Origin of the sequence: Myxococcus sp. RHSTA-1-4 (genome assembly GCF_020037125.1) — a bacterium.
In the GTDB taxonomy this organism is placed as follows: domain Bacteria; phylum Myxococcota; class Myxococcia; order Myxococcales; family Myxococcaceae; genus Myxococcus.
Genome location: NZ_JAIQDG010000026.1, coordinates 42,824 through 66,801, shown reverse-complemented (window position 1 = coordinate 66,801; position 23,978 = coordinate 42,824). Strand labels below are relative to the sequence as shown.

At 70.3% G+C, this 23,978-nt stretch carries 16 protein-coding genes; 3 read left to right on the top strand and 13 right to left on the bottom strand.

Annotated elements, in window-relative coordinates:
• Window positions 1-67 precede the first annotated feature (67 nt).
• The 3 genes from K8638_RS30240 to K8638_RS30230 all read right to left on the bottom strand — a co-directional run bounded on the left by K8638_RS30240 (window position 68) and on the right by K8638_RS30230 (window position 4,064).
• On the bottom strand, window positions 68-781 hold the full coding sequence (locus K8638_RS30240) for an MOSC domain-containing protein (RefSeq protein WP_223758148.1): 714 nt from the start codon (window positions 779-781) through the stop codon (window positions 68-70).
• 266 nt (window positions 782-1,047) lie between these two features.
• Window positions 1,048-1,533, bottom strand: coding sequence for an Erp protein (locus K8638_RS30235; protein WP_223758147.1), 486 nt, complete (start codon window positions 1,531-1,533; stop codon window positions 1,048-1,050).
• A 38-nt stretch (window positions 1,534-1,571) separates the two neighbouring features.
• Window positions 1,572-4,064 (bottom strand): RND family transporter, encoded by a 2,493-nt coding sequence (locus K8638_RS30230; RefSeq protein ID WP_223758146.1) that lies wholly within the window; start codon window positions 4,062-4,064, stop codon window positions 1,572-1,574.
• A gap of 432 nt (window positions 4,065-4,496) precedes the next feature.
• Here K8638_RS30230 and K8638_RS30225 point away from each other — a divergent pair, with 432 nt between their 5' ends.
• Window positions 4,497-6,977 carry an RND family transporter gene (locus K8638_RS30225; RefSeq protein ID WP_223758145.1) on the top strand — a complete coding sequence of 827 codons (2,481 nt, stop codon included), beginning with the start codon at window positions 4,497-4,499 and terminating at the stop codon, window positions 6,975-6,977.
• Window positions 6,978-7,070: 93 nt separating this feature from the next.
• Window positions 7,071-7,340, top strand: coding sequence for a hypothetical protein (locus K8638_RS30220; protein ID WP_223758144.1), 270 nt, complete (start codon window positions 7,071-7,073; stop codon window positions 7,338-7,340).
• 61 nt (window positions 7,341-7,401) lie between these two features.
• Here K8638_RS30220 and K8638_RS30215 read toward each other — a convergent pair whose 3' ends face one another.
• Window positions 7,402-8,442 (bottom strand): hypothetical protein, encoded by a 1,041-nt coding sequence (locus tag K8638_RS30215; RefSeq protein WP_223758143.1) that lies wholly within the window; start codon window positions 8,440-8,442, stop codon window positions 7,402-7,404.
• Between the two features lie 359 nt (window positions 8,443-8,801).
• On the opposite strand from K8638_RS30215, the gene K8638_RS30210 reads away from it, so the two are divergent.
• Window positions 8,802-10,442, top strand: coding sequence for a M23 family metallopeptidase (locus K8638_RS30210; protein WP_223758142.1), 1,641 nt, complete (start codon window positions 8,802-8,804; stop codon window positions 10,440-10,442).
• Between the two features lie 60 nt (window positions 10,443-10,502).
• Here the strand turns inward: K8638_RS30210 and K8638_RS30205 are convergent, their stop codons facing one another.
• The 9 genes from K8638_RS30205 to K8638_RS30165 form a co-directional block, all read right to left on the bottom strand.
• A complete protein-coding gene (locus tag K8638_RS30205; protein WP_223758141.1) occupies window positions 10,503-10,988 on the bottom strand; it encodes a YbaK/EbsC family protein in 486 nt (161 codons plus the stop codon).
• Window positions 10,989-10,996: 8 nt separating this feature from the next.
• Window positions 10,997-11,893: an EamA family transporter gene (locus K8638_RS30200; protein WP_223758140.1), complete on the bottom strand. Its 897-nt coding sequence runs from the start codon at window positions 11,891-11,893 to the stop codon at window positions 10,997-10,999.
• 3 nt (window positions 11,894-11,896) lie between these two features.
• The gene (locus K8638_RS30195; RefSeq protein ID WP_223758139.1) at window positions 11,897-12,709 is read right to left on the bottom strand and encodes a hypothetical protein; all 813 of its coding nucleotides are present in this window, start codon (window positions 12,707-12,709) and stop codon (window positions 11,897-11,899) included.
• A 2-nt stretch (window positions 12,710-12,711) separates the two neighbouring features.
• The gene (locus K8638_RS30190; RefSeq protein WP_223758138.1) at window positions 12,712-13,443 is read right to left on the bottom strand and encodes a class II glutamine amidotransferase; all 732 of its coding nucleotides are present in this window, start codon (window positions 13,441-13,443) and stop codon (window positions 12,712-12,714) included.
• Between the two features lie 4 nt (window positions 13,444-13,447).
• Window positions 13,448-14,725: an ATP-grasp domain-containing protein gene (locus K8638_RS30185; protein ID WP_223758137.1), complete on the bottom strand. Its 1,278-nt coding sequence runs from the start codon at window positions 14,723-14,725 to the stop codon at window positions 13,448-13,450.
• Between the two features lie 17 nt (window positions 14,726-14,742).
• Complete coding sequence (locus tag K8638_RS30180) at window positions 14,743-16,287, bottom strand: hypothetical protein (RefSeq protein WP_223758136.1); 1,545 nt, start codon at window positions 16,285-16,287, stop codon at window positions 14,743-14,745.
• A 265-nt stretch (window positions 16,288-16,552) separates the two neighbouring features.
• A complete protein-coding gene (locus tag K8638_RS30175; protein ID WP_223758135.1) occupies window positions 16,553-16,825 on the bottom strand; it encodes a hypothetical protein in 273 nt (90 codons plus the stop codon).
• 161 nt (window positions 16,826-16,986) lie between these two features.
• Window positions 16,987-23,358, bottom strand: coding sequence for an RHS repeat-associated core domain-containing protein (locus K8638_RS30170; protein ID WP_223758134.1), 6,372 nt, complete (start codon window positions 23,356-23,358; stop codon window positions 16,987-16,989).
• 44 nt (window positions 23,359-23,402) lie between these two features.
• Entirely contained in the window at window positions 23,403-23,756 is a 354-nt protein-coding gene (locus tag K8638_RS30165) for a hypothetical protein (protein ID WP_223758133.1), read from the bottom strand.
• Between the last annotated feature and the right edge of the window lie 222 nt (window positions 23,757-23,978).

Here is a 23,978-nt window from a genome sequence, read left to right as displayed (position 1 = left end):
GCCGCCCGCTCTTCGGGCGGCGCCGGGAACAGGACCTGGGGACAACTTGTCGGGCCGGGCGTGTCCTTCAGCCGGCGGAGTTGGGCCCTTCCAGACGGGGGCGGTCGTCGCCCCGGGTGCCCCGCGCGCGGCGGCGCAGCGACTCTCGCCAGCCCGGTGACAGCAGCGGGCACTCCGCCAGCGCGGCCGCCGCGTCGGGGTCGTGCCCGTGCATGGCGTGGTTGGCGAAGGCGACGGTGAAGGCGGGGAAGGGACGCTCGAGCAACTCCACCGCGTCACCCTCGCGCACGGAGCCTTCCTCCAGCACGCGGTAGTACCAGCCGGTGCGCCCCGTCTCCTGGATGAGCAGCGACAGGTCCTTGTGTCCCCAGCGGCGCGCCGGTTTCCAGCAGGGCTGGCGAGGCTGGGACACCTGCACGCGCGCGCCTCCGAGGCGGAGCACGTCGCCGATGCAGGCGCTGTCCTCCGCGCCGCCGGAGAGGACGAGGTTCTCCCCGAAGGCCCCCGGGCCCACGTCGGCGCGCTCCAGGCGCTGGCGCCAGAAGTCGTAGTGCGCGGCGGCGTACGCGAGCACGGCCTTCTCCACGCCGCCGTGCACCTTGAGGTCCGCCTGGCCGTCTCCCGCGAAGCCCGTGCGGGACAGCCACACCGGCCCGGATATCGGCTCCTTGAAGATGGCGCTCGTCCACGGCCGCTCCATGGGGTGGGCGGCGCCGGCAGTGCCCAGCTCGCGGGGCAGGCCCACGCGCAGCGAGAGGATTCGGGACGCGGTGGTGCTCATCGCCCGCGGGACAAAGCAGGCGCGGGGCTTGCTGTCCAGCGGCGGCGCATGAGACCCGGGCGCGCGCGCGCTCACTCGCGGTGAGTCGCGGCGCGTGGGCCGGACAGCAGCGCCATGGGGAGAACACGCCGGGGCGCGCCCATCAGCGCCGATGATGACATGCACGGCATCCGTCCCGGGCCCGCCGCTTCACCGATGAAGAAGCGGCGAGCACGCGCGTGACGTGCTCGCCGCGGGGGCGTCTGTGCCGTGCCTTGCCCGGTGGCCTAGAAGCCGGTGCCGCCGTCGAGCACGGAGGTGCCGGCGGGCGGCTGGAACGTGCTGGACGAGCCGCTGGGATTCGGGCTCAGCCCGGGCGTCGTCCCAATGCCGGAGCCGCCCACGCCCGCGTCCGAGCCGTACAGCTCCGTTCCCGGAGCCGCGGTGGTGGTGCCCGGCGGCGTGGTGTACCCGGGAGTCGTGGTGACCGTGCCCGGCGCCGCGGTGGTCCCCGTCCCGGTGCCCGGCGCCGCGGTGGTCCCCGTCCCGGTGCCCGGCGTCGTCGTGGGGGTGCCCGGCACCGTGGTGTCAGGTGTCGAGGTGCCCGTGCCTCCCGTCCCCGTGCTCGGCTGGCCTGTGCTCGGCTGCCCCGTGCTCGGCGTCGCCTGCGCCAGCGTCACCGGTGCCTCCGTCGAGCTGCACGCCGTCCCCAGCGCCAGGGTTCCCGCCACCGCACCCGCCCACAACCAAGTCCCCTTCATGTGCTTCGCCATCGCTGCCTCCCTTCCTGGGTGTGCGTACTGCAAGTCGTTCAGCTCACGTGCGGCGCCGGCTTCGAGCCCGGAGGCCCCGCCACCGTTGGCGCCTTCTCCTTGGTGCGGCGCGCCCGGCGCCGCCGCATCCGGCGCTCGGACAGCATCAGCAGCAGGGCCGGGAAGGCCACCAGCATGATGAGCAGGTTGGTGGCGAAGCCCAGGTTGGCCAGCGCGCCAATGGAGTTGAGGCCCGGGTGGTCCGCCAGGAAGAGCGCGCCGAAGCCCACCGCGCTCGTCAGCAGGCCGCCGCAGATGGCCCGCCCCGTCTCCGAGTACACCGCGACGAAGTCGCTGCCCGGAGCCGCCAGGCGCGTCAGCAGGTGCACGCCCGCGTCCACCGTGGTGCCGATGAGCACGGGGACGACGAGGATGTTGAGGTAGTTGAACTCCACCCCCAGCAGCGGCATCAACCCCAGCAGCGCCAGCACCGACACCACCGTGGGCGTCAGGCACAGGAGCGCCATGCGCAGCCCGCCCAGCGTCGCCCACATGGCCAGCAGCACCGCCAGCGTCGCGCCGCCGAGGATGCGCGGCCCCTCCCGCGTCACCATGTCCAGGATGTCCGCCAGCACCAGGGCCTCGCCGGCCACGGCGCCGCGCTCGCCGGTCGGAAGCCGCACGCCGCGCACCTCGCGCGCCAGCGCGCGGACGGCCTGCCCGTCCGACAGGCTCACCGACGGGTACACCATCACGAAGCCGCCCGGGTTCCCCTGCCTGCTCTGGAACTGCTGGCGCACGCTGGGCGGCAGGTCCGCCTGGGTGAAGGGCCGGGCCCGGACCTCGCGGCGCAGCTCCGCCAGTTGCTCGCGCTGCTCCGGCGACAGGCGTCCCTCCGGCACCGTCTCCAGCAGCCGAGCGAGGTCCTGGAGCAGGGCCTGCTTCTCCCGCTGCGCCGGCGGAACGAGCGAGGACAACGAGGCCACGAAGTCGATGGTGGAGTCCTCGCCTCGCTCGTGCTGGGCCTCCTGGAGCGCGTGGGCCACCTTCCGCTCCTGCTCCGGCGTGTCGGTGAGCACCACCACCGGCGTCTGCGAGTAGCCGATGATGCGGTTGACCTCGCGGTCCAGGACGAAGGACGGCAGGCCCTGGTCCTCCAGCGAGCGGAAGTCGTAGTCGAAGCGCACCCGCGTCACCTGGGTGAACAGTCCGAAGAGCAGCACCGCCGACACGGTGGTGAGGACGATGCGGCGCCGCACCAGGATGTGGCCCATGGGAGCCTGGGGGGGCGTGGTGGCCGAGCGCCGGGGCCGCCATCCCCAGCGCGACGTCAGCCCCAGCAGCGCGGGCAGCACCAGCACGTACGCGGCGACGAGCACCACCATGCCCACGCCGGCGATGACGCCGAACTCCCGGAACGCGCGGAAGCGCGAGGTGCCCAGCACGAAGAAGGTGAGGGCCGCCACCAGCGCGGAGACCAGCGCCGCGCCACCCGTGTGGACGAAGGATTCGCGCGTGGCCTGCTCGGAGGAAGCGCCCTCGCCGCGCAGGTGCAGGTAGCGCCCCAGCAGGTGGATGCCGTGTTCGATGCCCAGGCCCCCGAGGATGGCGCCCAGGAAGCCCGTCAGCAGATTCACCTGCCCGTACACCAGCGCCACCAGCCCGTACGTCCACGCCAGCCCCACCGCCACCGGTGTCAGCACCAGCCCCACCGCCAGCGCGCCGCGGAAGTGGAAGAGGAGGTAGAGGAGCATCAGCCCCAGCGCCACCGCGGACGACACCGCGATGTCGCGGGCAATCTGCGCCTGCTGGTCAATCTTCTTCTGGAAGGTGCCGGTGATGTCCACCTGGAAGCCGGGCCCGTACTTCGACAGGTCCTGCGCGTCGAGCACCTCGCGCACCTCGTCGATGAGGCGGCGCGAGTAGCCCAGGTCCGCGGAGGTGGTGTCCGGCTTGGCCAGCAGCACCACGCGGCGCGCAATCGGGTCCAGGTAGTAGTCGCCCCCGTTGGAGGACAGCCGATGGCCGGCGCCGCCGCTGTATTTCCGCTCCAGGTCGGAGAAGTCCAGGGATGGGGGCTCCTCGCCCACCAGGTCCACGTAGAGCGGGTTGGCCTGCTTCCGCTCCCAGGCGATGCGCGCCTCCAGCCGGCGGTGGACCTCCCTCAGGTCCTCCTCGGACAGGAAGTAGAGCGCCCTGTCGCGGAAGAAGGCGTTGGGCCGCTTCGCCTCCACGAAGCGGATGCCGGGCAGCGCCTCCAGCTTCGGCGCCAGGTCGTCCGCGAAGCGCTTCAGCGACTCGGTGTCTCCGCCCTCGCCCACCACCGCCACCCAGCCGAGCGCGCCGAAGCGTTGCTCCAGCGTGTGCAAGTCCCTCACGCTCTCGAACGAGCGCGGCAGCAGGTCCACCAGGTTGGCGTTGAGGGAGAGGTTCCGGGCGAACAGGCCCCCCACCGCCGCCAGCACCACGGCCAGGAGCAGGGCGAGCGTGGGCCGGCGGTGGCTGCGCGCGGCCACCGCGCCCAGGGTGCGCTCCACACGCACCATCCACATCCGTTCCGCCTTCGACGCCGGGTCCGAGTCCATGACGTGCGGTGGCCCGCCCCCACGCCCACCGGCCCTCCGATGGCGCGGAGGGCAGCGCGGTATCCCCTCCCTCGGGTGCCCGCCAGCGCGGACCCCATGTCGCGGGGCAACGTGGCCACTCCGGGAGGCCGGTGCAGGCTCCGAAGCCTGCCCGTCCGCCCTCCAGGGGAACGGCACGGGCCATGCTCATGGCCGTGATTCAGGTGGGTTACAAGGGCTCGTCCTCCAGCGGAAACGGCCCCGCGGACAGGCGGGCATCCGCGCGGTGTCCCCATTAAAAAGGCGGGGTCGTTCGTAACCTTACTTTCCGCCTTCCGGCATAAACGCGTTGACTCGCCGGTTGGCGCGTGCCCAAGGTGGGCCACGATTTCGGCCAATCAACACAGCAGGTGCCGCAACATGGGTGAGAAGCGTTGGTCGGAGCGGTTCGAGGGGGCGATGGGTCGCCTGGCCGCGAGGAATCACCGGCGGCCCTTCCAGGCGCTGGTTCTGGCGCTGGTGCTGACGGTGGCGGGCGTCTTCTTCTCGAGGACGCTGACCCTGAACGCCGACTTCGTGGGCCTCCTGCCGAAGAACTTCCCGAGCGTCCAGGACATCGACAAGCTGCGCAAGCGCTTCGGTGGCCAGGGCAACGTGGTGGTGGTGGGCATGGGCGCGGAGCCCGAGGCCCTCAAGCGCTTCGCGGATGACCTGGCGCCGCAGCTCGCGCAGCTGTCGGAGATCCGCTACGTCAATCACCAGCGGCCCCGCTCCTTCTTCGACGAGCACTCGCTGTACTACGTGGACGTCGATGACCTGAAGACCATCCAGGACCGCATCGACGCGCGCATCACCTGGGAGAAGGAGCAGGCCAACCCGCTCTTCGTCCGGCTGGATGACTCGCCGCCGCCGTCCGTGGACTTCTCCGACATCGAGCAGAAGTACACGGGCCGCGCCAACCAGCGCATGGCCGGCCAGGGAGACCTGTACTACCTGGACCCGGCCGAGCGCATGGTGGTGCTGATGGCCAAGCCGCGGGGCAGCGCCGCCGACCTGACGTACTCGAAGAAGGTGGTGGGCCAGGTGGAGGAGTTCCTGGCGAAGCAGGACCTGTCGAAGTACGGGCCGGGCTTCAAGACGGCGGTGACGGGCACCTTCAAGAAGAAGATAGACCAGCAGCGCGTCATCGTCGGGGACCTGGCGAGCGCGTCCACGCTGGCCATGGTGCTGCTGCTCGTCTACCTGGCCTTCCACTTCCGCAGCGGCCTGTCCGTGGGCTTCACCATGCTGCCGGTGGTGGCGGGCCTGGGGTGGACGTACGGCTTCGTGGGCCTGGCGTATGGGCAGGTCAACCTCCTGACGGGCTTCCTGGCGGCGGTGCTGGGCGGCCTGGGCGTGGAGCACGGCATCCACCTGCTGGGGCGCTACGGCACGCTGCGCTCGGAGGGAATGGGCAGCGAGGACGCGGTGGCGGAGTCCTTCCGGCACACGGGCTTCTCCGCGCTCATCGCCGCGCTGGTGGCGGCGCTGACGTTCCTCAGCCTCGCCATGTCCGAGTTCAGGGCGTTCCGCGAGTTCGGCATCATCGCCGCGGTGGGCATGCTGGTGAGCATCTTCGCGTACCTGCTCATCCTGCCGGCGCTGCTGGGGCTGGCGTCGCGCTTCGGCTGGGCGCCGCGGCTGCACCAGGGCTCGTCCGGGCCGCTGGGGCTGCTGGCGCGGTGGCTGCCTCGCTCGTACCGGGGCGTGGGGCTGGTGGTGGGCGTGGGCGTGCTGGCGCTCGTGTCGCAGGCGCACCGGGTGTCGTTCAACTACGACTCGCGCACGCTGGAGGACTACAAGCAGGCGTCGGCGGTGCTGGACCAGAAGGTGAACAACATCCTCGGCTATTCGCAGACGCCGGTGGTGGTGCTGACGGACTCGCGGGAGATGGAGCGCGAGGTGGTGCGCCAGCTGGAGGCGCGCAAGGCGGCGCGGGGCAAGGACTCCACCATCGACTTCGTGGGCGCGCTGGAGGACCTGGTGCCCCGGCGGCAGGACGAGAAGCAGTCCATCCTCCAGGCGATTGCGTCGAAGCTGGAGAAGCTGGACCCGGAGCGGCTGCCGGAGGACACGCGCGCCACGCTGACACGCGCGCTGAACATGGCGCGGGCGAAGCCCTTCACGCAGCAGGACCTGCCGGCCAGCGTGAAGCACCAGTTCGAGAACCTGGACGGCAGCACGGGCGGCGCGGTGCTGGTGTACGCGGGCGGCGGGGTGAGCCTGTCGGACGGTGAGGGGACGCGGCGCTTCGCCAAGGAGGTGCGCGATTTGCACATGCCGGACGGAAGCCAGGTGTCCGCGGCGGGCGAGGCGCTCATCCTGGCGGACATCCTGGACATGGTGTCGCGCGAGGGTCCGCGCATCCTCGTGGCGGCGGTGTTGAGCGTGCTGGCGGCGATGTGGCTGACGCTGGGCAGGCTGCGCACGGCGCTCATCTGCATGGTGCCCACGCTGCTGTCCGTCATCGGGCTGGTGGGCCTGATGTCGATTCTGGGCCTGCAGTTCAACTACCTGAACATCATGGTGCTGCCGGTGCTGATTGGCACCACGGTGGACGCGGGCGTGCACCTGGTGCAGCGGCTGGGTGAGCCGGGCGCGGACTTCATCTCCGTGTATGCGGAGACGGGCCGGGCGATTACCGGTGGCCTGCTGACGAGCGCCATCGGCTTCGTGGCGCTGATTCTCGCGAAGCACCCGGGCCTCAACTCCATTGGCGACCTGGCCAACCTGGGCTTCGGCATCAACATGGTCATCGTGCTGCTCGGCTTCCCGTCGCTCCTGCTGATGGTGGAGCGCTGGCGGCGCCGGCACGGCGCCACGCCGGAGCAGCCCGAGGAGCAGCCCGCGCCCGAGGCGTGAGCCTGTTCTCCGCGCCGCGGCCCCTGGGTATGAAGGCTCCGCGGGGCCTTTCGCGGCCGTGGCGGCGGCCCCGATGAAGACCGAGGTCGGGACATGACGCTGGAGACGAAGCGGAGCGGTGGGCGGCGGTGGTGGGTGGCGGCGGTGATGCTGGCCGTGGCGGGCTGTAGCCACGGCGCCAGGAACGAGGAGAAGAAGGGCGAAACGCGCTGCGCCGAGTCGCGCAACCTCACGTGCCTCACCGCCGTGAGCTGCACCCTGGACCGGGACCGCGGCTGCGAGACGTGCCGGTGCGCCGAGCCCAACGAGTCCACGGACAACCGGCGGCCCGAGGCGATGCAGCCGAGCCCCCCGTGGCGGTAGCGCCCCCGCCCCTTCACCCGTGCGGCCGCGCGGGTGAAGGGACGCGTCCCTGGACGACGACTCAGAAGTAGCCGCAGGTGTCCATGTAGTAGCCGCCGTTGCCGTCCGGCGTGCCGTCCATGGTCCAGTTGATGCTCACGCTGGCGCTTCCGTAGTTCGAGACGGAGGCCGAAGCCGAGGCCGAGAATGCGAACTTGTGCGTGCACTTGGTCTCGGCAATCCACTTGCCGGTGGTGCCGGTGGCGCCATAGCCGAAGTCGTTGTCGCAGGAGCAGCTCCAGCCCAGGAAGCCCTGGCAGCTGGAGACGTTGCTGTAGCCGAACGGCGCCGGCTGACAGCTCGAGTTGCAGCGGACGCCGGACTGCTGCCCGCCCAGGCTCTTCCGGACCAGGGTGCCGCCGTAGATGTTGTAGTAGGTCTGCGTCCACGCGCCCCAGGTCAGGGACTTGCCGATATAGGCGGGGTTGCTCGCCAGGCCGCAGGCGGCGAGGCTGACCGGCTCATCCCCCTGCGCCACGGGCCTCTTCTCCTCGGCCACCTTCGGGCCCCAGCCCTCGGCCATCAGGCGCGTCCGGTTCTTCGCCGTGGACTCCATGAAGACGACGGTGGGGTCCAGCACCGTGCAGTGCCCGAGCGAGGCCCAGCAGAACTCCAGGGCCTCGTGCCGCCGCGTCTCCGAGCCGATGGTGGTGGACACCTCCAGCTTCCGCCAGGTGCCCGCCGTGATGGGGTAGCCCGCCACCGTCTCGAAGCCCGCCGGGGTGTTCCTCAGCTCCGACGCCATGTAGACGTCGTACCCGCGCGTGGCGTACGGCGCGACGAAGCGGGGAGCGCGGACCTCGGTGCCCACCTGGTCGGCGTCCACCATGAAGTCGGTGGCCTTGACGAGCTCGCCGAAGGGGACGTTGGCGACCTGCTTCAGCGGGCCCGAGGCCAGCGTCTCCACGTCGAAGGCAACCCGGCCACCCGCGCCGGCCGCGTATTCGGCGTACAGCGACTCCGCGTAGCCGCGGTTCTCCGCCTTGTTCCCGGCGGCCTGTGCCGTGCCGGCACCGAACGCGAGCAGGCCAACAGCCATGAGTCCCACCTGGATATGACGCATGTGGCTCTCCATTCTCGGTCGACCACCGAGTGGCTCCTTCTCCGGGAGGGAGAAGGGCGCACGCATCATGCTCCAGGCCAGAGACGTTGAATGCCGCGAATCAGTGAATATCGGGGTGAACTGTTTAGACCCGGGTAAATCCATACCTTGACCGGGTGAGTCATTCTCTCCAGACGGCGTTGTTTCCAGAAACAAGGTAAATGATTCAGAATTGCTGATGTAAGCTGATTATCCAGACTGAGCTTGTATTGCTTGATTTGGGCAGGAATGAGAAAATCGATGGGCCCGACGGGAGCTTCCATGAGGGCGCTCCAGGTCGGTGTGCGGTGCGGCGCGGTACCCCCACGGAGAGGTTCCACATGCGCAATACCCGTCTGTTCTCGAGCAAACACGTCACAGTCTGTCTGGCCTCCGCCCTGCTGTGGGGCGGTTGTGAGGGCCCGGCGGACGTTTCCGGGCAGCCCCATGTCGTGGATGGAGACCTCGTGCTGGTGCGTGAGGACAGCGCGCCGTCACCGGTCCTCGACCTGGACGTGGAGGTGCAGACGAGCTTCGGGCGCGCGGGGGACCGGCTCCTCTTCGGCGCGGAGCGGCAGGTCCTGGAGAACTCGGACGCGCTCACGGGCTTCAACCTGTGGTCCGTGGCCGCGGATGGCTCCGGCCCGCGCAGGCTCACCACGGACCAGAAGGTGCTGCGCGCCATGTGGAGCCCGGCGCACGAGGGCATCATCTACTCCACCACGGACATGGAGGTGTACCTGCTGAAGGACGGCGAGTCCCGGCTGCTGGTGGAGCGCGCCACCTCGCCGGCCCTGTCTCCGGATGGCACCCGCCTGGCCTATGCGCGGCTGCCGGACTCGTGGACGGCCGGGGCCATGCCGGGCGGCTACGCGCTGCACGTCCGCGAGCTGGACAGCGGCGTGGACACGGCCCTCACCCAGGGCGCCGACGATGCCGAGCCGATGTGGACGCCGGACGGCAGGAGCCTGTTGTTCCTCTCGGGCGCGCGCACCGGGCTGACGTCCTTCTGGAAGGTGGACGTGGACGGCTCCAAGCTGGCGCAGGTGACCAACATCGGCCGCGCCGACGTGGACGCCTCCTTCATTCCCAACCCCTCGTCCAACACCGAGATGAAGTGGTCGCCGGACGGCACGCGGCTGCTGTACGGGACGCACTACACGAATGACGGCGAGGTGCGGGTGCTGGAGTTCGACGGGGCGCGGGAGGTGACGCGGGCCTACAGCCTCGGCCAGGGCCACTCGCCCATGTGGACCTCGGACGGGGACGTCCTGCTGGCGCGGCAGGCCGGCGGCACGGTCGCCTTCGTGGAGACGCCCGCCGGTGGCGGTGACGTGAGGGAGCTGGGGCGCGCGGAGGGCCGGCTCGGCCTGCTCGCCTACGCGGTGTCCGAGCCCGCGCCGGACGCGCACGAGGGGCCCCAGACGGTGGCGTGCGACGACAGCGTCACCGCCATGCACGGCACGGCGCGCTACCGCTGGCCGCTGACGTACTGGCCCGGCTTCAGCGCCTACTACGACAACGACTCCAGCGGCGGCCTGCGGTCCTGGAAGTGCAACAGCTCCACGTACAACGGCCACCGGGGCACGGACATCCTCGCCTCCAGCGGCAGCAACATCTACTCGGGTGACAGCGGCTCCGTGTACAGCCGCAACGATGGGTGCCCCACCGTGGGCTACGTGGGCAGCACCTGCGGCGGCGGCTTCGGCAACTACGCGAAGATCAACAACAGCAACAGCTGGTACTCCGTCTTCGCCCACATGACGAACGGCACCGTGGCGGTGTCCGCCGGCCAGGCCGTCTCCTGCGGCACCTACCTGGGCCGCTCCGGCAGCTCCGGCAACTCCTCCGGCTACCACCTGCACTTCGAGGTGCAGCGCTACGGCTACCCGCAGGACGACCCGTTCGCCGGCTCGTGCAGCGGCCCGGAGAGCTTCTGGACCAACCAGAACGGCGGCTCGCCGACGGCGGCCTGCCACTGATGGGGAGTTGAAGTCCGGCGGGAAGGCGTGCTCCGCCTTCCCGCCGTCCCGGCCGCGCCGTCAGCGCGTGCCGATGGTGGCCACCTCGGGCTGGGCGGCCTTGAGGTAGCCCTCGCGCTGGATGAAGACGGAGCGGTCCAGGCGCCCGGAGTTGAAGACGATTTCCTCGTGCTCCAGCAGCTTCGGGTCCACCAGCAGCTTCAGGTCCGGGTGGAAGGAGACGGGAGGCACCGCGCCCATGACACAGCCCGTCAGCTCCTCGGCGACGGGAGGCGGCGCGAACATGGCGTGTGTGCCCCGGCCCAGCGTCTTCACCGCCTCCAGGTCCACGCGGCAGTCGCCGGGCACCACCGCCAGGAAGTAGCGGCGGTCCTTCTTGCCCTGCTTCACCATCAGCACCATGGCCTTGGCCGCCTGGGAGAGGGCGTTGCCGCGAACCTGGCTGATGAGCTCCGTGCGGCCCTCGGGCTCATGCTCCACCACGCGGAAGGTGGCGCCGTGCGACTCGAAGAGCTGGACCAGCTTCTCGTGCATGTCTGTCGTCATGAAGTCTTTCATCCCTTGGTGGGCGCGGCGGCGGCAGTGGGCGCGGCGGCGGCACCCGGCAGCCTCCGTCCCAGGACGATGAGCACCAGGCCCGCCAGCACCAGGCCCGCCGCCCCCATCTCCATCGGGCTGAGCCGCTCGCCCAGCACCGCCGAGGACAGGGTCATGCCGAACACCGGCACCAGCAGGGAGAATGGTGACACCACGTTGGGAGAGTACTTGCGGAACAGGTACCCCCAGACGCCGAAGGCGAGCACGGTGGCGATGAGGCCCGTGTAGAGCACCGCGCCCACGCCCTTCGCGTCCAGCCGGGAGAGGGCCTCCAGCTGCCCCTCCTCGAAGAGGAAGGACAGGATGAACAGGGGCAGCGGCGGCACCACGCTCATCCACACCATGAGGCGGAAGGAGTCGACCGCCGCCTGCTTGATGAGGATGTTGGCCACGCCCCAGGCCGCCGCGGCGCCCATGAGGAGCGCGAAGCCCGCGCCGTTGACGTCACCCTGCCGCGTGGTGGCGATGAGCAGGATTCCCGCCAGCGCCACGCCGATGCCCACGCGCTGCCACGGCGCGGGCGCGTCCTTCAGCACCCACGCGGACAGCCCCGCGGTGAACAGCACCTGGGACTGGATGGCCAGCGAGGACAGCCCCGCCGGCATCCCCGCCTTCACGCCCAGGTACATCAGCGAGTACTTCACCACGCCCAGCACCAGGCCCACCTTCAGGATGACGCTCCAGGGGATGGTCCCCCGGCGGAGCAGGAAGACCGCCGGCACCGCCGCGGACACGAAGCGCAGGGCGGAGAAGAGCAACGGCGGAAACGCCGTCAGCCCCTCCTTGATGACCACGAAGTTGAAGCCCCACACCAGCGCCACGAGGATGGCGAGCGCGATATCCCGAAAGGCCATGGACTAGCTCCAGATGACGGCTTCTTCGACGCTATCACCCGGCAATCCGATGAAGAAGCCGAGGGTGATGCGGTCGGCTCCGCCCACCCGCTCGATGGAGTGGTAGTACGTCGGGTTCAGCAGGTACACGTCGCCCGTCTGCGGCTTGAAGATGTTGAGCGGCTGGCCGCTCACGACCTTCTCGTCGTAGCCCAGGCCCTCCTTGATTTTGAAGACCTCGTCGTCCGGGTGCCAGCGCTTGCGGTAGTGGTACAGCTCCCCGCCCGTGTCGCACTCCTGGATGCACACCACGCAGCTCAGCTGGTGCGTGAGGCGGGCCAGGCTGAGCCCCGAGGGCGCCGCGTCGCGCATCACGTTGTCGTTGTGCAGCGGGTTGCGCACGCCGTTCGCGTGGATGCGGACGATGGAGTCCGCGTACCAGCGGCCGTCCGGCTCGCGCGCCGGCGCGAAGGAGCGCAGCCCCAGCGCCTTCTGGAGGCGCTCGCGCACCAGGACGCCCAGGTCGAAGCCGATGCGCTCGAACAGCTCCCGCGTCTGCGCCGCCTCCTCGAAGTACGGCGCCACCGTGTTCGGCAGGTACTTCGCCAGGTACGGGCCGATGGTGGTCAGCGCGCCGTTGACGTAGCGGGTGGTGTGCGCGCGCGCGAACTCCGCGCGGATGCGCTCGCGCTGGGTGTTCAGCTCCTCGGGCGTCAGCAGCCCCTTGAACACCGCCAGGCTCTGCTCGCCGCGCACCAGCCGCTTCAGCACCTCGGGGCCTGGCGCCTCCGCCGGGGTGTAGTACTGCGTCTTCTCCCAAACCGCCGTCTGAGTCATCGTCATGCTCCTGTCCCCGTGCCTTCCAGGGGGACCTCCAGGATGTATTCGCGAGGCACCGGCTCCCAGCGCTCCGCCGGGCCGAGCGCGGGGATGATTTCCGAGGCGAGCACGACGAAGTCGGGCGTCGCCAGCCGGTGCATCTGGAAGTAGCGCGGGTAGGGCGTGTCCGCGGGGCTCCAGTGCAGCAGGTACGCCCGCCGCGGATTCACCGCGATGGCGTTGCCCGAGCTGCCGCCGGGAGGAATGGCCCGCAGCCGCTCCAGCGCGGCGCGGGTGTCCAGCGCGTCCGTGTCCGAGGGGATGATGTAGTCGAAGTACTCGCGCGAGTCGAAGTGGGAGCGCTCCATCCCCAGCAGCCGGTGCACGGTGGGCAGGAAGCCGTTGTGCATGAAGTACCAGGGGACCGCCCCCTCCTCGCCGCGCTGGAGCGGGTGTGTGTACTCCAGGCCGCGCGTGTGCGAGAGCGTCGCGTGGCGCACGTGGATGGCGAGGAAGTCCGTCTCCAGCCGGGGAACCGGAGAGTCCTCCAGGCCCTCGAGGATGGTCCGCGTGTCGCGGTGGGCCTCGAGGCCATGGCGAGAGCCCGGGGACTTCCAGAGCGCGCCCCAGCCGTTGGGGTGGCAGCGGATGGGGCCCTCGTGCTGGGCCGTGTGGCCCTCGCTCATGGCGACGGCCGCGTCGGCGATGGCGCGGGCGGAGAAGCGGCCCCGCGCGAGGATGAGGCGACACATGGCTTCAGGCTCCCAGGCGGGACTCGATGCAGCCCCGGAGAAGGTCTCTCACCTGCTCCAGCGAGTCGCCGTGCAGGGTGATTCGGCCGGCGAAGCCGGTGTGGCGCAGCCGGTCCGACGCCAGGCTCGTCTCGTCTTCCGAGCCGGGCTCCGGTGCGGGAGGGGGCGGCGCCATGCGCTGGATGTCCACCCGCAGGCCGCGCTCGCGCAGGCGCTCTCCGGCGGCCAGCTCCTCCTCCGTCGCGGCGGTGACCTGCCCCACGTAGCCCCGCTCGGGCACCAGCGTGGGCACGCGCTCGCCCAGGTGCGTCTCGAAGACCATCTCCGCCCACTTCATGCCGGTGGCCTTCTCCACCAGCGCCACCAGCCCGCCGCCGGACAGGCGGAAGCCCATCTCGATGAAGAAGGCGCCGCGCCCGTTCTGGATGATGTCCACGTGGAACGGGCCCTCGCGGTAGCCGGTGGCGTCCAGGCAGGCCTGCGTCAGCTCGCGCAGGGGGGCCGCCGCCCGGTTGCCGTGGGTGGCGATGTGGCCCGACTCCCGGAAGCCCCGCAGGCCCGCGCCGCCCGGCGCCTCCTCGCGGGTGATGAACTTCTCGCAGGTGGTGAGGATGAGCGCGCGGCCTTCATGGGCGAGCCCCTGGATGGAGTGCTCGCGCCCCTCGACGTACTCCTCCACGAGCACGCGCTCGAAGGGCTCGCCGTCGTAGTTGGCGATGTGGGACAGCCGCGAGAGCGCCTGCTCCCGGCGGGCGGCGCTCTCCGCGATGAACACGCCCAGGCCGCCGCCTCCGTTGGAGGGCTTCACCACCTGGGGGTAGCCCACCGCGTCCAGCGCCGCGGCCATGCCGGGCTCGCCCGCGGCGAAGCTGGCGTGGCGGGGCTGCGCCATGTCCGGACGCCGGGCGGACAGCGCGGAGCGCTGGCCCCACTTGTCCACCGGCAGGAAGGGGCCGCGCGGCCAGCGGTTCCTGGGCCCGCGCTCCACCTGGGGCGCCACCGCGAACGCGCTGCCCACGTAGCGCTCGAAGCCCGCGAGCACGAGCGCCACCGGCGCCCCGTGGGACTCCAGTGCCCGGCGCACCTCCTCGGTGTCCGCCGGGTGGGCCACGGGCAGCTCCACGTCGAACGGGCGCCGTCCGAGCTGCCGGCGCCAGCGAAGGTAGGCAGGCGTTTCGACGAGGATGGCCGGCATGCCGCGGCGGCGCGCGGCATCCAGGTACGGGTCCAGGCCGTCGCGGGTGGCTCCGACCTGGACGAAGGCGGCGGGGGTGTGTGTCATTGCTGGAGGACCTCGGCTCAGCGGCCGCTCAGGGTTTCCTTCACCACGGGGCCACCGGGCGCATGGCGCGTCTCGACGGTGTCCTTGTGCGGGTCCCGGTCGAGGATGGCGCCGATGAGGCCCTGCCGCTCGCCGGCGGCCGCGGGCGGGTGGAGCGGGCGCGCGTACAGCGTCCGCAGCTGCGCCAGCGACAGCCCGCTGGCCGTCTCCAGCTCGAGCTGGAGGTCGGCGGCCTCGGTGCCCGGGACGGGCGGGGTGCCGTCACGCAGCAGCGCGTGCAGGGCGGGCGCGCGGGCCGCCAGGTGGGGCAGCTCCCGCTCCAGGTAGCCTTGCAGGTTGCTCCCGCCGTCCGCGAAGGGCGAGTACACCATGCACACCAGGTGCGCCGGCGTGAGCCCGAAGGACTCACGGGCGAAGGTGTCCATCCGCTCGCGCATCCGCGCCACGCTGGCGGAGTCGCCGTAGCGCGCCACCATCGTCTCGACGAGCTGCGGGGGGAACTGCTTCTGGCGCATCAGCGACAGGGCGAAGCGCACGTACTCGGCGATGCCCTCCTCGTAGCTGCGCCCGTACAGCCGCTCGCACTTGAGGCCGCGCAGGTGCGCCATCAGCGCCGGGTTGCCGCAGTCGGACTCGGTGAAGCTGAAGGCCACCTCGTCGAACTCGAAGCCCAGGTAGTCGGTGAGCAGCTCCCAGTGGTCTCCCGCGGAGTAGGCGGTGTCGTCGTAGATGGAGAAGAACTTCAGCTCCTCGCGCACCCGCGCCTCGATGCGCCGCTCCTCCAGGGCCTCGGGGGCGTGGCCGCCGTGGATGTCCTGGAAGTACGCGCGGGAGATGTTGTCCATCGTCCCGAGGAAGCCCTTGAAGCCCGTGCGCCCGGTGCTCGCGGAGCCCAGCTCGAACTGCTGGGCCAGGCGGTTGACCCACAGCAGATAGGCGCGCTGCTCCCGGCGCGAGTCGCCGGTGACGATGAGGTCCACGCCACCTTCATGGGCCGCCGCCAGCCCGAAGGAGTTGACCATGCTGAGGTTGCAGGCGTTGCAGAAGGTGGGGCGCGCGTCCGCGAGGGTGCGGTGGCCCGTCATCAGGATGTCCTCGCGGTTGCGGCGCACGAGCGACTCCGGCACGGGCATGTCCACGTGGAACGTGCGGGCCTCGTGGCCGTCCACCAGCAGCAGCTCGCACAGCGGGTCCTCCGGCAGCCCGAGCGCCTGGTAGACGCGGTGGATGTTCTCCATCACCGCCCGCGGCATGCCCGCGTGCCGGTTGGTGGCCACCCGCAGCCGGAACGTCCCTCCGTACACACGGAAGAGGATGAGCTGGATGGCGCGCACGAAGGTCAGCATGTACGAGCTGTCCTTGCCGCCGCCGAACGCCACCAGGACGGTGTTGCGCTCCAGCGCGTGCTTGTCGGGCAGCTCCGTGTAGAGCCGCGCCGCGCACCTCATGGCCCCCTCGAGGTTCTTCGCGGAGAGGTAGGGGCGCAGCCGCGTGAAGACGTGCTCCCTCAACCGTTGGACTTCGAAGGACGGACTGTCGTTGCTGGTTCCAACCAGTTGCATGGCTCCCCCTTGGCGCCCCTGCTTCCACTCCGAGGGGCAGTCGATGAAAGCCCCCGGCCCGGACGTGATTCACGTCCGGGGTGTGGCTGTTCATGCGGGCGGTTTGGGTGAGGGGCTCCGCCAGACGCGGGCCGGCCTCGGTTCACCGTTTGGGGGATATAACAGGAATTTCAGTCAGTCAACACTTAATGGATAATACAGGTTTAACCATGTTGACATTTTAGACTGATTGTGACGAAGCGCGGCATGACCCGGCGCGGCATCGCTAGATGATGTCGATGTCGTAGCCCTTGAAGGCGAACGCCCGCTGGAGGTTCTTCACGATGCGGGCCCGCTCTTGCGCGTCAATCTGCCCGCCGTCGCTCCAGGCGTGGATGCTCGACTGATACACGGCGAGACCGGACGGCCCCATCACCACCTCGGAGTCGACCACCGTCGAGCGCGAGCCCTCCGTGTAGCGGAGCCCCGTCCTGCCCAGCACCTCGACGCTGAAGCCCTCATCACTCTCGATGACGTTGATTCTCGGTTCCTTGAACATGTGGATCTCCATCCCATGGCGCTGGATGACCGGCAATGTGGCACGTGCCGATGTGACTGCCGGGGAACCGGTCCGAGCGCCGGGATGAGGGCGCTCGGACCGGGGGACACCCGGTGCCGGGGTGCGGGCCTCGGTGGGCCCGCCCCCCTACCGGGCGGGTGTTAGCGCAGCTTCATGGAGTGGACGTGCTGGAGGGCGCCACCGTTCGGGTTGGTGACCCAGAACTCGATGGACGTCACGCTCGGGTTGTTGAGGAGCGTCTTGTACTCGTCCCGCCAGATGGCGCTGGTGGAGACACCCGCCGAGTTGTGCACCACGTGCGCCGGTCCCTTGGCGCCCGAGGCGAAGTCGACGGAGGTGTTCAGCCACAGCGGCCTCGCCTGGTCCCAGGGCAGGTTGGCCGTCTGCTGGGCCGTGGCGCGTCCCTGGGCCGTCATGTCCAGGGTGACGCCGCCGATGCGGTTGGCCAGGCCCTGGGCGGCGGTCTCCGCCACGTTGCCTCCCGCCCAGAAGACGCGGGGCGCGTTGTTGGCCACGCGTGCTCCGGCCGCGATGTCGCCGACGATGGGCACGGCGGCCCCCAGCGACAGCGCGGCGTCCAGGTAGTTGCCACGGACCGCGGAGATGCCGGCGTTGGCGACGTCCGCGACGATGCCCAGGCCCGGGATGAAGCCCGCGCCCGTCAGACCGAGCTGTATCTTGTCCCACGTGGAGCTGGAGAAGAGGCCGCCGGAGCTCTTCGCCTCGGTGCCGAGCGGGTCGATGAGGTTGAGCGGGTCGTTGCGGACGTAGGCGTAGAGGTTGACGTCGTCCTTGGTGCCGATGGGGTCCGTCTGGACGAAGCGGCCCAGCCACGGGGCGTAGGCCCGTGCGCGCAGGTCGACGAGGCCCGACTCCGCCTGGTGGCGGCGGCCCAGCCAGCGCAGCGGCGTGCAGCCCGCCGTCGTCGCCTGGCACAGGGCCTGCGACGACTCGCCGAACGGGTCATAGCTGAACTTCTCCGTCACGGTGCCCGCCGCGTCGGTGACGCCGATGACGCTGCCGAGGCGGTCCGTCAGGAGGTACTTCTTCGCGGTGCCCTCGATGATGGCGAGCGTCTCGTCCATCGCCGGGCCGGGGATGTAGCGCCGGATGAGGGCGTTGGAGCCGTTGTAGTCCCCCAGCTCCGCGAGGCCCGCGTACAGCACCTGGCTGACGGTGGTGCCGACGGACTTCTTCACCTGCCGGCCCGTGGGGTCGAAGGTGTACGTGGTCGTCGTGGTGCCCTGGGTGGAGCTGGCGAGCCGGTTCAGGGCGTCATGGGCGAACGTCCGGCCATTGCTGCTGGTGACGTTGCCGTTGGTGTCGTGGGCCTGCGCCTGGCCCTTCCACGCGGTGTACTGGTTGAGGCCGTTGGACGTGAAGGCCTCCGTCGTCACCGCGCCCGGCACGTGGACGTAGGCGGCGTTCGTCGAGAAGGCCCCGGTGAGCTGGTTGGCCTTGTTGTAGCCGTACGTCAACGTCACGTCGTCGGCGGTGCCGGCGACGTCGTGGGTGATGGTGTGGACGAGGCCCCGCTGCGTGTACGCGTACGACGTCGTCGCCCCGCCGCGAACCATGGAGGTGCGCCGCGAGAGCTGGTCGTACCCGAGGGTGACGAGCGAGGTGGTGCCCGACTCCTTCACCGCGGTGAGGCGGTTGGCGGCGTCGTAGTCGTAGGTGACGTAGTAGTTGTCCGGCCACGTCAGCCGCGCGAGGTTGCCGGCGGCGTTGTACGTGAAGCCGATGTTGCGCGTCCACGTGCCGACGACGTCGCTCGTCTGGGACATGCGCCCGGCGGTGTCGTACGTGTACGAGATGACGTGGGTGCCGTCCTCGTAGCGCGTGCGGGAGGGGCGGCCGGCGGCGTCGAAGTCGTAGCCGATGTTGGGCAGCCCGCCCCCCGTCTGCTGACGCTGGCGGCCGAGCGCGTCGTACGTGTACGTGAAGAGCTGGCCGGCGCGGGTGCGGCGGCTGGTGATGTTGCCGTCCGCGTCGTACCCGAGCTCCTCGTAGTCCGTCGTGCTGGAGGTGCCGGGCGTCGTCGGGTGGGGCTGGTAGGAGCGCTTCAGGCGGCCGTAGGCGTCGTACTCGTTCGTCGTCTTGTTGCCCCGGGCGTCCGTCAGCGTCAGGGGCAGGGCGTCGGCGTTGTACGTGTACGTGGCCTGGGTGACCTGGGAGGCGGTGCCGTACGCCTTGTAGACGTACTGCTCCTTGCCGTCGGCGTAGCGCTGGTAGCGCGTCACCCGGCCCTCGGGGTCCGTCACCGACAGGAGCCGTCCGGCGTCGTCATACGCGTTGAGCGTCCGGGGCGTCGTGGCGTCCACGGTGTAGGCCCACACGGAGACGGAGGCCAGCTTGTCCGTGGCCGTGTACGCGCGCGCCTGGCGCAGCCACTGCGTGCCGAGCTGGCGGCGCGTCTCCGTCAGGCGGCCGAGCGCGTCGTAGGTGTGCTCCGTCACCGGGGCGGCCAGCCCCGTCGCGGGCACCGGGAGCGTCTCGCGCTCGCGCTGGCGGTTGGCGTTGTACGCGTACGTGGTGGTGGAGCCGCGCGGGTCCTTCACGGTGGCGACGTCACCGGCCGCCGTGTAGGTGTACTCCGTCACCAGGTTGAGGCCGGCCGGGTCCACCTTCTTCTGGAGGAGCGTCTTCTTGCCGGCCTCGTCGTAGACGTAGGTGATGACGCGGCTGGTGGCGTCCGTCTCCTGCGTCACCTGCCCGCGGGTGTTGTACGTCCACGTCCACGTGGGCTGGACGCCGTCCACCAGCGGCTCGGTGCGCTGGGTGAGGTTGCCCTTGGTGTCGTAGGTGAAGGACGTCTGGTTGCCGCGGGCGTCCTTCGTCCACGCCGGCTTGTTCCACGTGGTGTGGAAGGAGGCCGTGGTGACGATGTCGCCCGTGCCCGTGTTGGGCTTGAGACGCGTCTCGATGACGTTGTAGCGCGCGTCGTACGTCTGCACCGTCTCGTTGCCGCCGGGCGTCCGGGTGCTCACGAGGTTCTGCTGGCCGTCGTACGCGTACGTCGTCACGCGTCCGAGCGGGTTGATGAAGCGGAGCACCTGCCCGTTGGCGTCGAAGTACCAGGTCTTCGAGTGGCCGAGCGGGTTCACCTCCTCCGTCCGGGAGCCGGCGACGAAGTACTGCGTCAGCTTGCTGTTGGCGTCGAGCTGCTCCTTGACGCGGCCCAGCGAGTCATACGTGTTGGTGACGAAGGCCGCGGTGGGCGCCGTGGGGTAGAAGATGCGCTGCAGGCGCCCCGCCGACACGTAGCCGTACGTCGTCGAGTTCAGCCGCGGGTCCCTCACCGCCGTCAGGTCGCTGCCCGTATAGGTGAAGTCCACGCCCCGGCCGGCCGCGTCGGCGACGCGGGTGAGGCGCCCCGAGGTGTACGTGAAGGCCAGGCTCCAGCCGTACGTGTGCGTCACGGACGAGAGCAGGCCGCTGGTATAGGTGAACGTCAGCCCCACGCCGTTGGGGTTGCGCAGCGTGGCCAGGGTGCCGTCGGCGTTGAAGGCCATGACGTCCTGGGTCTTCGTCGTGAGCTGCCAGTTGGCCGGCTTCGTCAGCGTGGAGGCCGTGCCCGGGGGCGGCAGGTAGCGGTAGAGGAGTGCGCCGCCAGCGTCCAGGCCGTTGGGCGCCTTGATGAACTGCTGGTTGGCGCCCGCGGACGTCATCGTCACGGAGTTGTCCACCAGCGCCTGCGTCGCCCACTCCTGGGCCAGCGTGGCCAGCACCAGGTTCTTCAGCCCCTTGGAGGAGGCCAGCAGGTCGTGCGAGACGTAGAGGCCCACCACCATGGCGGCGGCGTCCGCGGTGGAGTCCTCGCCGAGGCCCTGGAAGCCGTCGCTGTCCTCGCGGATGCGGATGTCGAGGTTGTGTCCCCATCCCCGGCCCAGCACGCCGTCACGCAGGTACGCCGCCGAGTTGTAGCTGCGCTCGAAGGCGAGCTCCACGTCCTGCGGCCCCACCCACAGGTCCTTCGCCTTGTGCACGAAGTCACCCGTCACGATGTTGACGGGGTCACCGGAGACGGGCTGGTAGCTGGAGATGCCGCCGCTGGTGGTGCTGGACTGGGTGGTGGAGGTGATGCCGGTGGACGTGGTGCCGGACGTCACCGTGGCGCTGGAGAAGCCGCCCTTGGCGCCGTTGATGATGTGGCCGATGCTGGTGTTGCTGGAGCTGACACCCAGGAAGGTGAAGCCCACCCACGAGCCCTGGCCGAGGTTGCCCTCGCCGGGGATGATGAGCCGGTAGCCCGCGTTGATGTACGCCTCGGCGTTGGCCAGCTCGTTGGCGTCGAAGTTGAGGGCCGCCAGCTTGGGCTTGATGGTGGCCCAGTTGGCGCTCGTCGCCTCGTAGAAGGTCTTCCCCGCGGTGTTGGCCACGTCGAAGAGGCTCACCGTGGAGATGCCCTGGACGGTCTGCGTCTGCTCGATGACGGTGGACTCGAAGGCGCTGCCGAAGCCGGAGGACGAGAAGAACGCCGTCGAGTCGTTGCCGCCCGCCTTGGAGACGGTGAAGACGGCGCCGAAGGGGATGTCCACGTAGGGCGCGGTCGTCTGCCCCGTCACGCCCACCATGTGGTGCGCGTAGACGAAGGAGCCCGTGGCGCGCTCGACGAGGCGCATGGAGCCGCTGCGCTCCGACAGCCACAGGTCCGCGAGCTGCTGCAGGCTCTCGCCCAGCACCGGCTCGGAGTCCGCCGTGCTGCCCGCCACGCGCGAGGCGGTGGCCATGTTGCGGTGGTGCTCGGCGGTGGCGCGGGACGTGTCACCCCAGCCGTTCATGACGGCGTACGTGTAGCCGGAGCCCACGCGCAGGCTCATGGTGCCGGACTGGTCCGCGTAGGTGCCGCTGTTGGCGGCGTACGGCTCGTTGATGGTGACCGTCATGCTCTGGACGCCGCCGGCGGTGCCCGCCGTGGTCGCGGTGGCCACCGTGGCCCCGTCCAGCAGCAGCACGGCCTTGTTGTCGGCGCCGTAGCGGAGGGTGAGCCGCTTGGGGCCCAGGTCCGCCGCGTAGTACGTCTTGTCGATGCCCGCGAGCTGCAGCCGCAGCGTGGGCTGGTGCGTGGTGGGGACCGACGCCCAGATGGCCGGCGTGGTGCTGGGCTTCAGCTTCGCGTTGGCCGTGACGCGCAGGTCCGCCTGTCCGACGATGGACAGGATGGGCCGCCCACCCAGCGCCTGGTCCAGGGTCTTGAACCGGTGGCTGGCGTTGAGGTGGTTGATGAGGTTCGTCGTGTACGTGTGCAGCTTCTGGCGGATGGCCGTGCCGTTGAAGCTCTTCAGCGAGGCCCCCACGACGTCACCGTCCACGCCGCCCGCGGCGGTGAGGAAGTCCGTCTGGGTGTAGCCCATGGCCGTGGCCAGGGTGACGGCCGCGGTGGTGAGCGACGCCTGCTTCCGGGCCGGGTCGAAGTGGTAGTACGTCGTCCCCAGCTCCTTGCCGGTGGCACGCACCCAGACGTGGCCCATGTCCATCTGCGGGACGTTGCCGGTGCCATCCACCCAGTACGCCATGGGGATGCCGCCGCTGGGCACGAGGTAGGGGATGACGTTGTCCTTCTTCGTGCCGAACAGCATCTCGATGTCGGTGCCGGTCAGCCGCACCTCGCCCTGCACCAGGTCGGCCGTGTAGCCGGCGGCGCGCAGGAGCTGCACCATGAGGTTCGCCTGGTCGAAGGCGTTGCCCGACTGGTCCAGGATGACGGCCAGGGGGCTCTTGCGCAGGCCCCACGTGGGGACGAAGGTGATGTTGTCGTGGACGTACTCGTAGATGCGGTCCACGTCGTTGCGCAGGGCGCGGGCCAGCTCGGTGACGTCGCTGACGGGCTGCGCCAGGGCCTGCGCCATGGGCGCCTCGAGCGCCTGCTGCTCATAGAAACGCCGCGCCTCCGCCATCGTCACCGCGGGCGCGCGCACCTGCTCCATCGCGGGCAGCCGCGGGCCGGGGGCGCGGGGAAGCTCCTGCACCTCGCGCGGCTCTCCCGGGCGCCACGAGGACTCCTCACCGCCGGAGACGCCGTCGTGCGCGTCCTCCACGCGGTCCAGCAGCGCGGCCCCGGGCAGGCCGTCCTGCGCCGGCGCCTGGAGGCAGGCCGTCACCGCGCCGTCCGCCGCGTCCACCACCGTCAGCTCGGCGCGCACCACGTCCGCGACGAGGGCGTCGGCCCGGTCGCACGTGTCCAGCTCCAGCGCCCCGCCGCGCACCGCATAGGCGCAGTCCAGCTGTGTCCCGTCCGACTGGACGAAGCGCAGGCTCGCCTTCGCCGCCTCCACCACGGACTTCTCGCCCCGCCACTCCAGCGCGGTGGGGACGTAGAGCGTCCGGGGCACGAGCGCTTGTGCCTCACGCTCGGCGTTCCACTCACCCGCGCTCGCGATGCCGCCCCGCACGGCGGCCACCACGCTGGGGCTGCACGGCTGCGCGGCCGTGGACTTCGCGGCCTGCTCCGGCTCTCCGCAGGAGCCGAGGAACACGGCCGCCAGTGCGCCGGCCCACGCCCTCGTCATGGACTTCTTCTCTCTCGTCGTATGTGTCACGGACCCGTCCTGAGTCATGGCGTCGGAAGCGCGGGGGTGGGGTTGGTGATGGTCGTGTCGATGACGCGCTGCGTGCGATTGCCCGCGCTGTCGTAGCTGTAGACGATGCGCTTCGTGGAGGCCGGGTACTCCGCCCAGGCCAGCCGGCCCAGCGCGTCATACCCGTAGGTGACGGCCGTCTGCGTGGCGAGCGCGTCACGCCGCGTGGCGACGGGCTCGCGCTCCCCGGTGTTGCGTACGGCGGCGGGTGTGTTCCCCGGAGGCGTCTCGGGTGCCTTCTCTCCCTGGCCACACGCCGTCCCGAAGGCCATGAGCATCCCGAGCAACGCCCCGGAGCCCCCTCGCCCCGGCCGATATCCGTGATTCATTTGTCACTGCTCCTGTTGCAATAGATACAACCGTGAAACAACTGATTGCTGTTCAAACAGGTAAGGCTTGCAAACATGAAGCAAGGTTCAGGCCGTGGAGGTGCTGTTCCGGCGTTCGCGCAGGAGCTGCGGGCCAGGGGGGACGCGCTGTGATTTGTGGCGACAGTTCCCCTCAGGCTGGGGAGGGGACAACACACCCAGGCGCGAAAAAGATGCGCGGCT

What these genes read in the sequence shown, in the direction of transcription:
- K8638_RS30240 (WP_223758148.1), bottom strand. Translation starts at nt 781, where the DNA reads ATGAGCACCACCGCGTCCCGAATCCTCTCGCTGCGCGTGGGCCTGCCC.
- K8638_RS30235 (WP_223758147.1), bottom strand. Translation starts at nt 1,533, where the DNA reads ATGGCGAAGCACATGAAGGGGACTTGGTTGTGGGCGGGTGCGGTGGCG.
- K8638_RS30230 (WP_223758146.1), bottom strand. Translation starts at nt 4,064, where the DNA reads ATGTGGATGGTGCGTGTGGAGCGCACCCTGGGCGCGGTGGCCGCGCGC.
- K8638_RS30225 (WP_223758145.1), top strand. Translation starts at nt 4,497, where the DNA reads ATGGGTGAGAAGCGTTGGTCGGAGCGGTTCGAGGGGGCGATGGGTCGC.
- K8638_RS30220 (WP_223758144.1), top strand. Translation starts at nt 7,071, where the DNA reads ATGACGCTGGAGACGAAGCGGAGCGGTGGGCGGCGGTGGTGGGTGGCG.
- K8638_RS30215 (WP_223758143.1), bottom strand. Translation starts at nt 8,442, where the DNA reads ATGCGTCATATCCAGGTGGGACTCATGGCTGTTGGCCTGCTCGCGTTC.
- K8638_RS30210 (WP_223758142.1), top strand. Translation starts at nt 8,802, where the DNA reads ATGCGCAATACCCGTCTGTTCTCGAGCAAACACGTCACAGTCTGTCTG.
- K8638_RS30205 (WP_223758141.1), bottom strand. Translation starts at nt 10,988, where the DNA reads ATGACGACAGACATGCACGAGAAGCTGGTCCAGCTCTTCGAGTCGCAC.
- K8638_RS30200 (WP_223758140.1), bottom strand. Translation starts at nt 11,893, where the DNA reads ATGGCCTTTCGGGATATCGCGCTCGCCATCCTCGTGGCGCTGGTGTGG.
- K8638_RS30195 (WP_223758139.1), bottom strand. Translation starts at nt 12,709, where the DNA reads ATGACTCAGACGGCGGTTTGGGAGAAGACGCAGTACTACACCCCGGCG.
- K8638_RS30190 (WP_223758138.1), bottom strand. Translation starts at nt 13,443, where the DNA reads ATGTGTCGCCTCATCCTCGCGCGGGGCCGCTTCTCCGCCCGCGCCATC.
- K8638_RS30185 (WP_223758137.1), bottom strand. Translation starts at nt 14,725, where the DNA reads ATGACACACACCCCCGCCGCCTTCGTCCAGGTCGGAGCCACCCGCGAC.
- K8638_RS30180 (WP_223758136.1), bottom strand. Translation starts at nt 16,287, where the DNA reads ATGCAACTGGTTGGAACCAGCAACGACAGTCCGTCCTTCGAAGTCCAA.
- K8638_RS30175 (WP_223758135.1), bottom strand. Translation starts at nt 16,825, where the DNA reads ATGTTCAAGGAACCGAGAATCAACGTCATCGAGAGTGATGAGGGCTTC.
- K8638_RS30170 (WP_223758134.1), bottom strand. Translation starts at nt 23,358, where the DNA reads ATGACGAGGGCGTGGGCCGGCGCACTGGCGGCCGTGTTCCTCGGCTCC.
- K8638_RS30165 (WP_223758133.1), bottom strand. Translation starts at nt 23,756, where the DNA reads ATGAATCACGGATATCGGCCGGGGCGAGGGGGCTCCGGGGCGTTGCTC.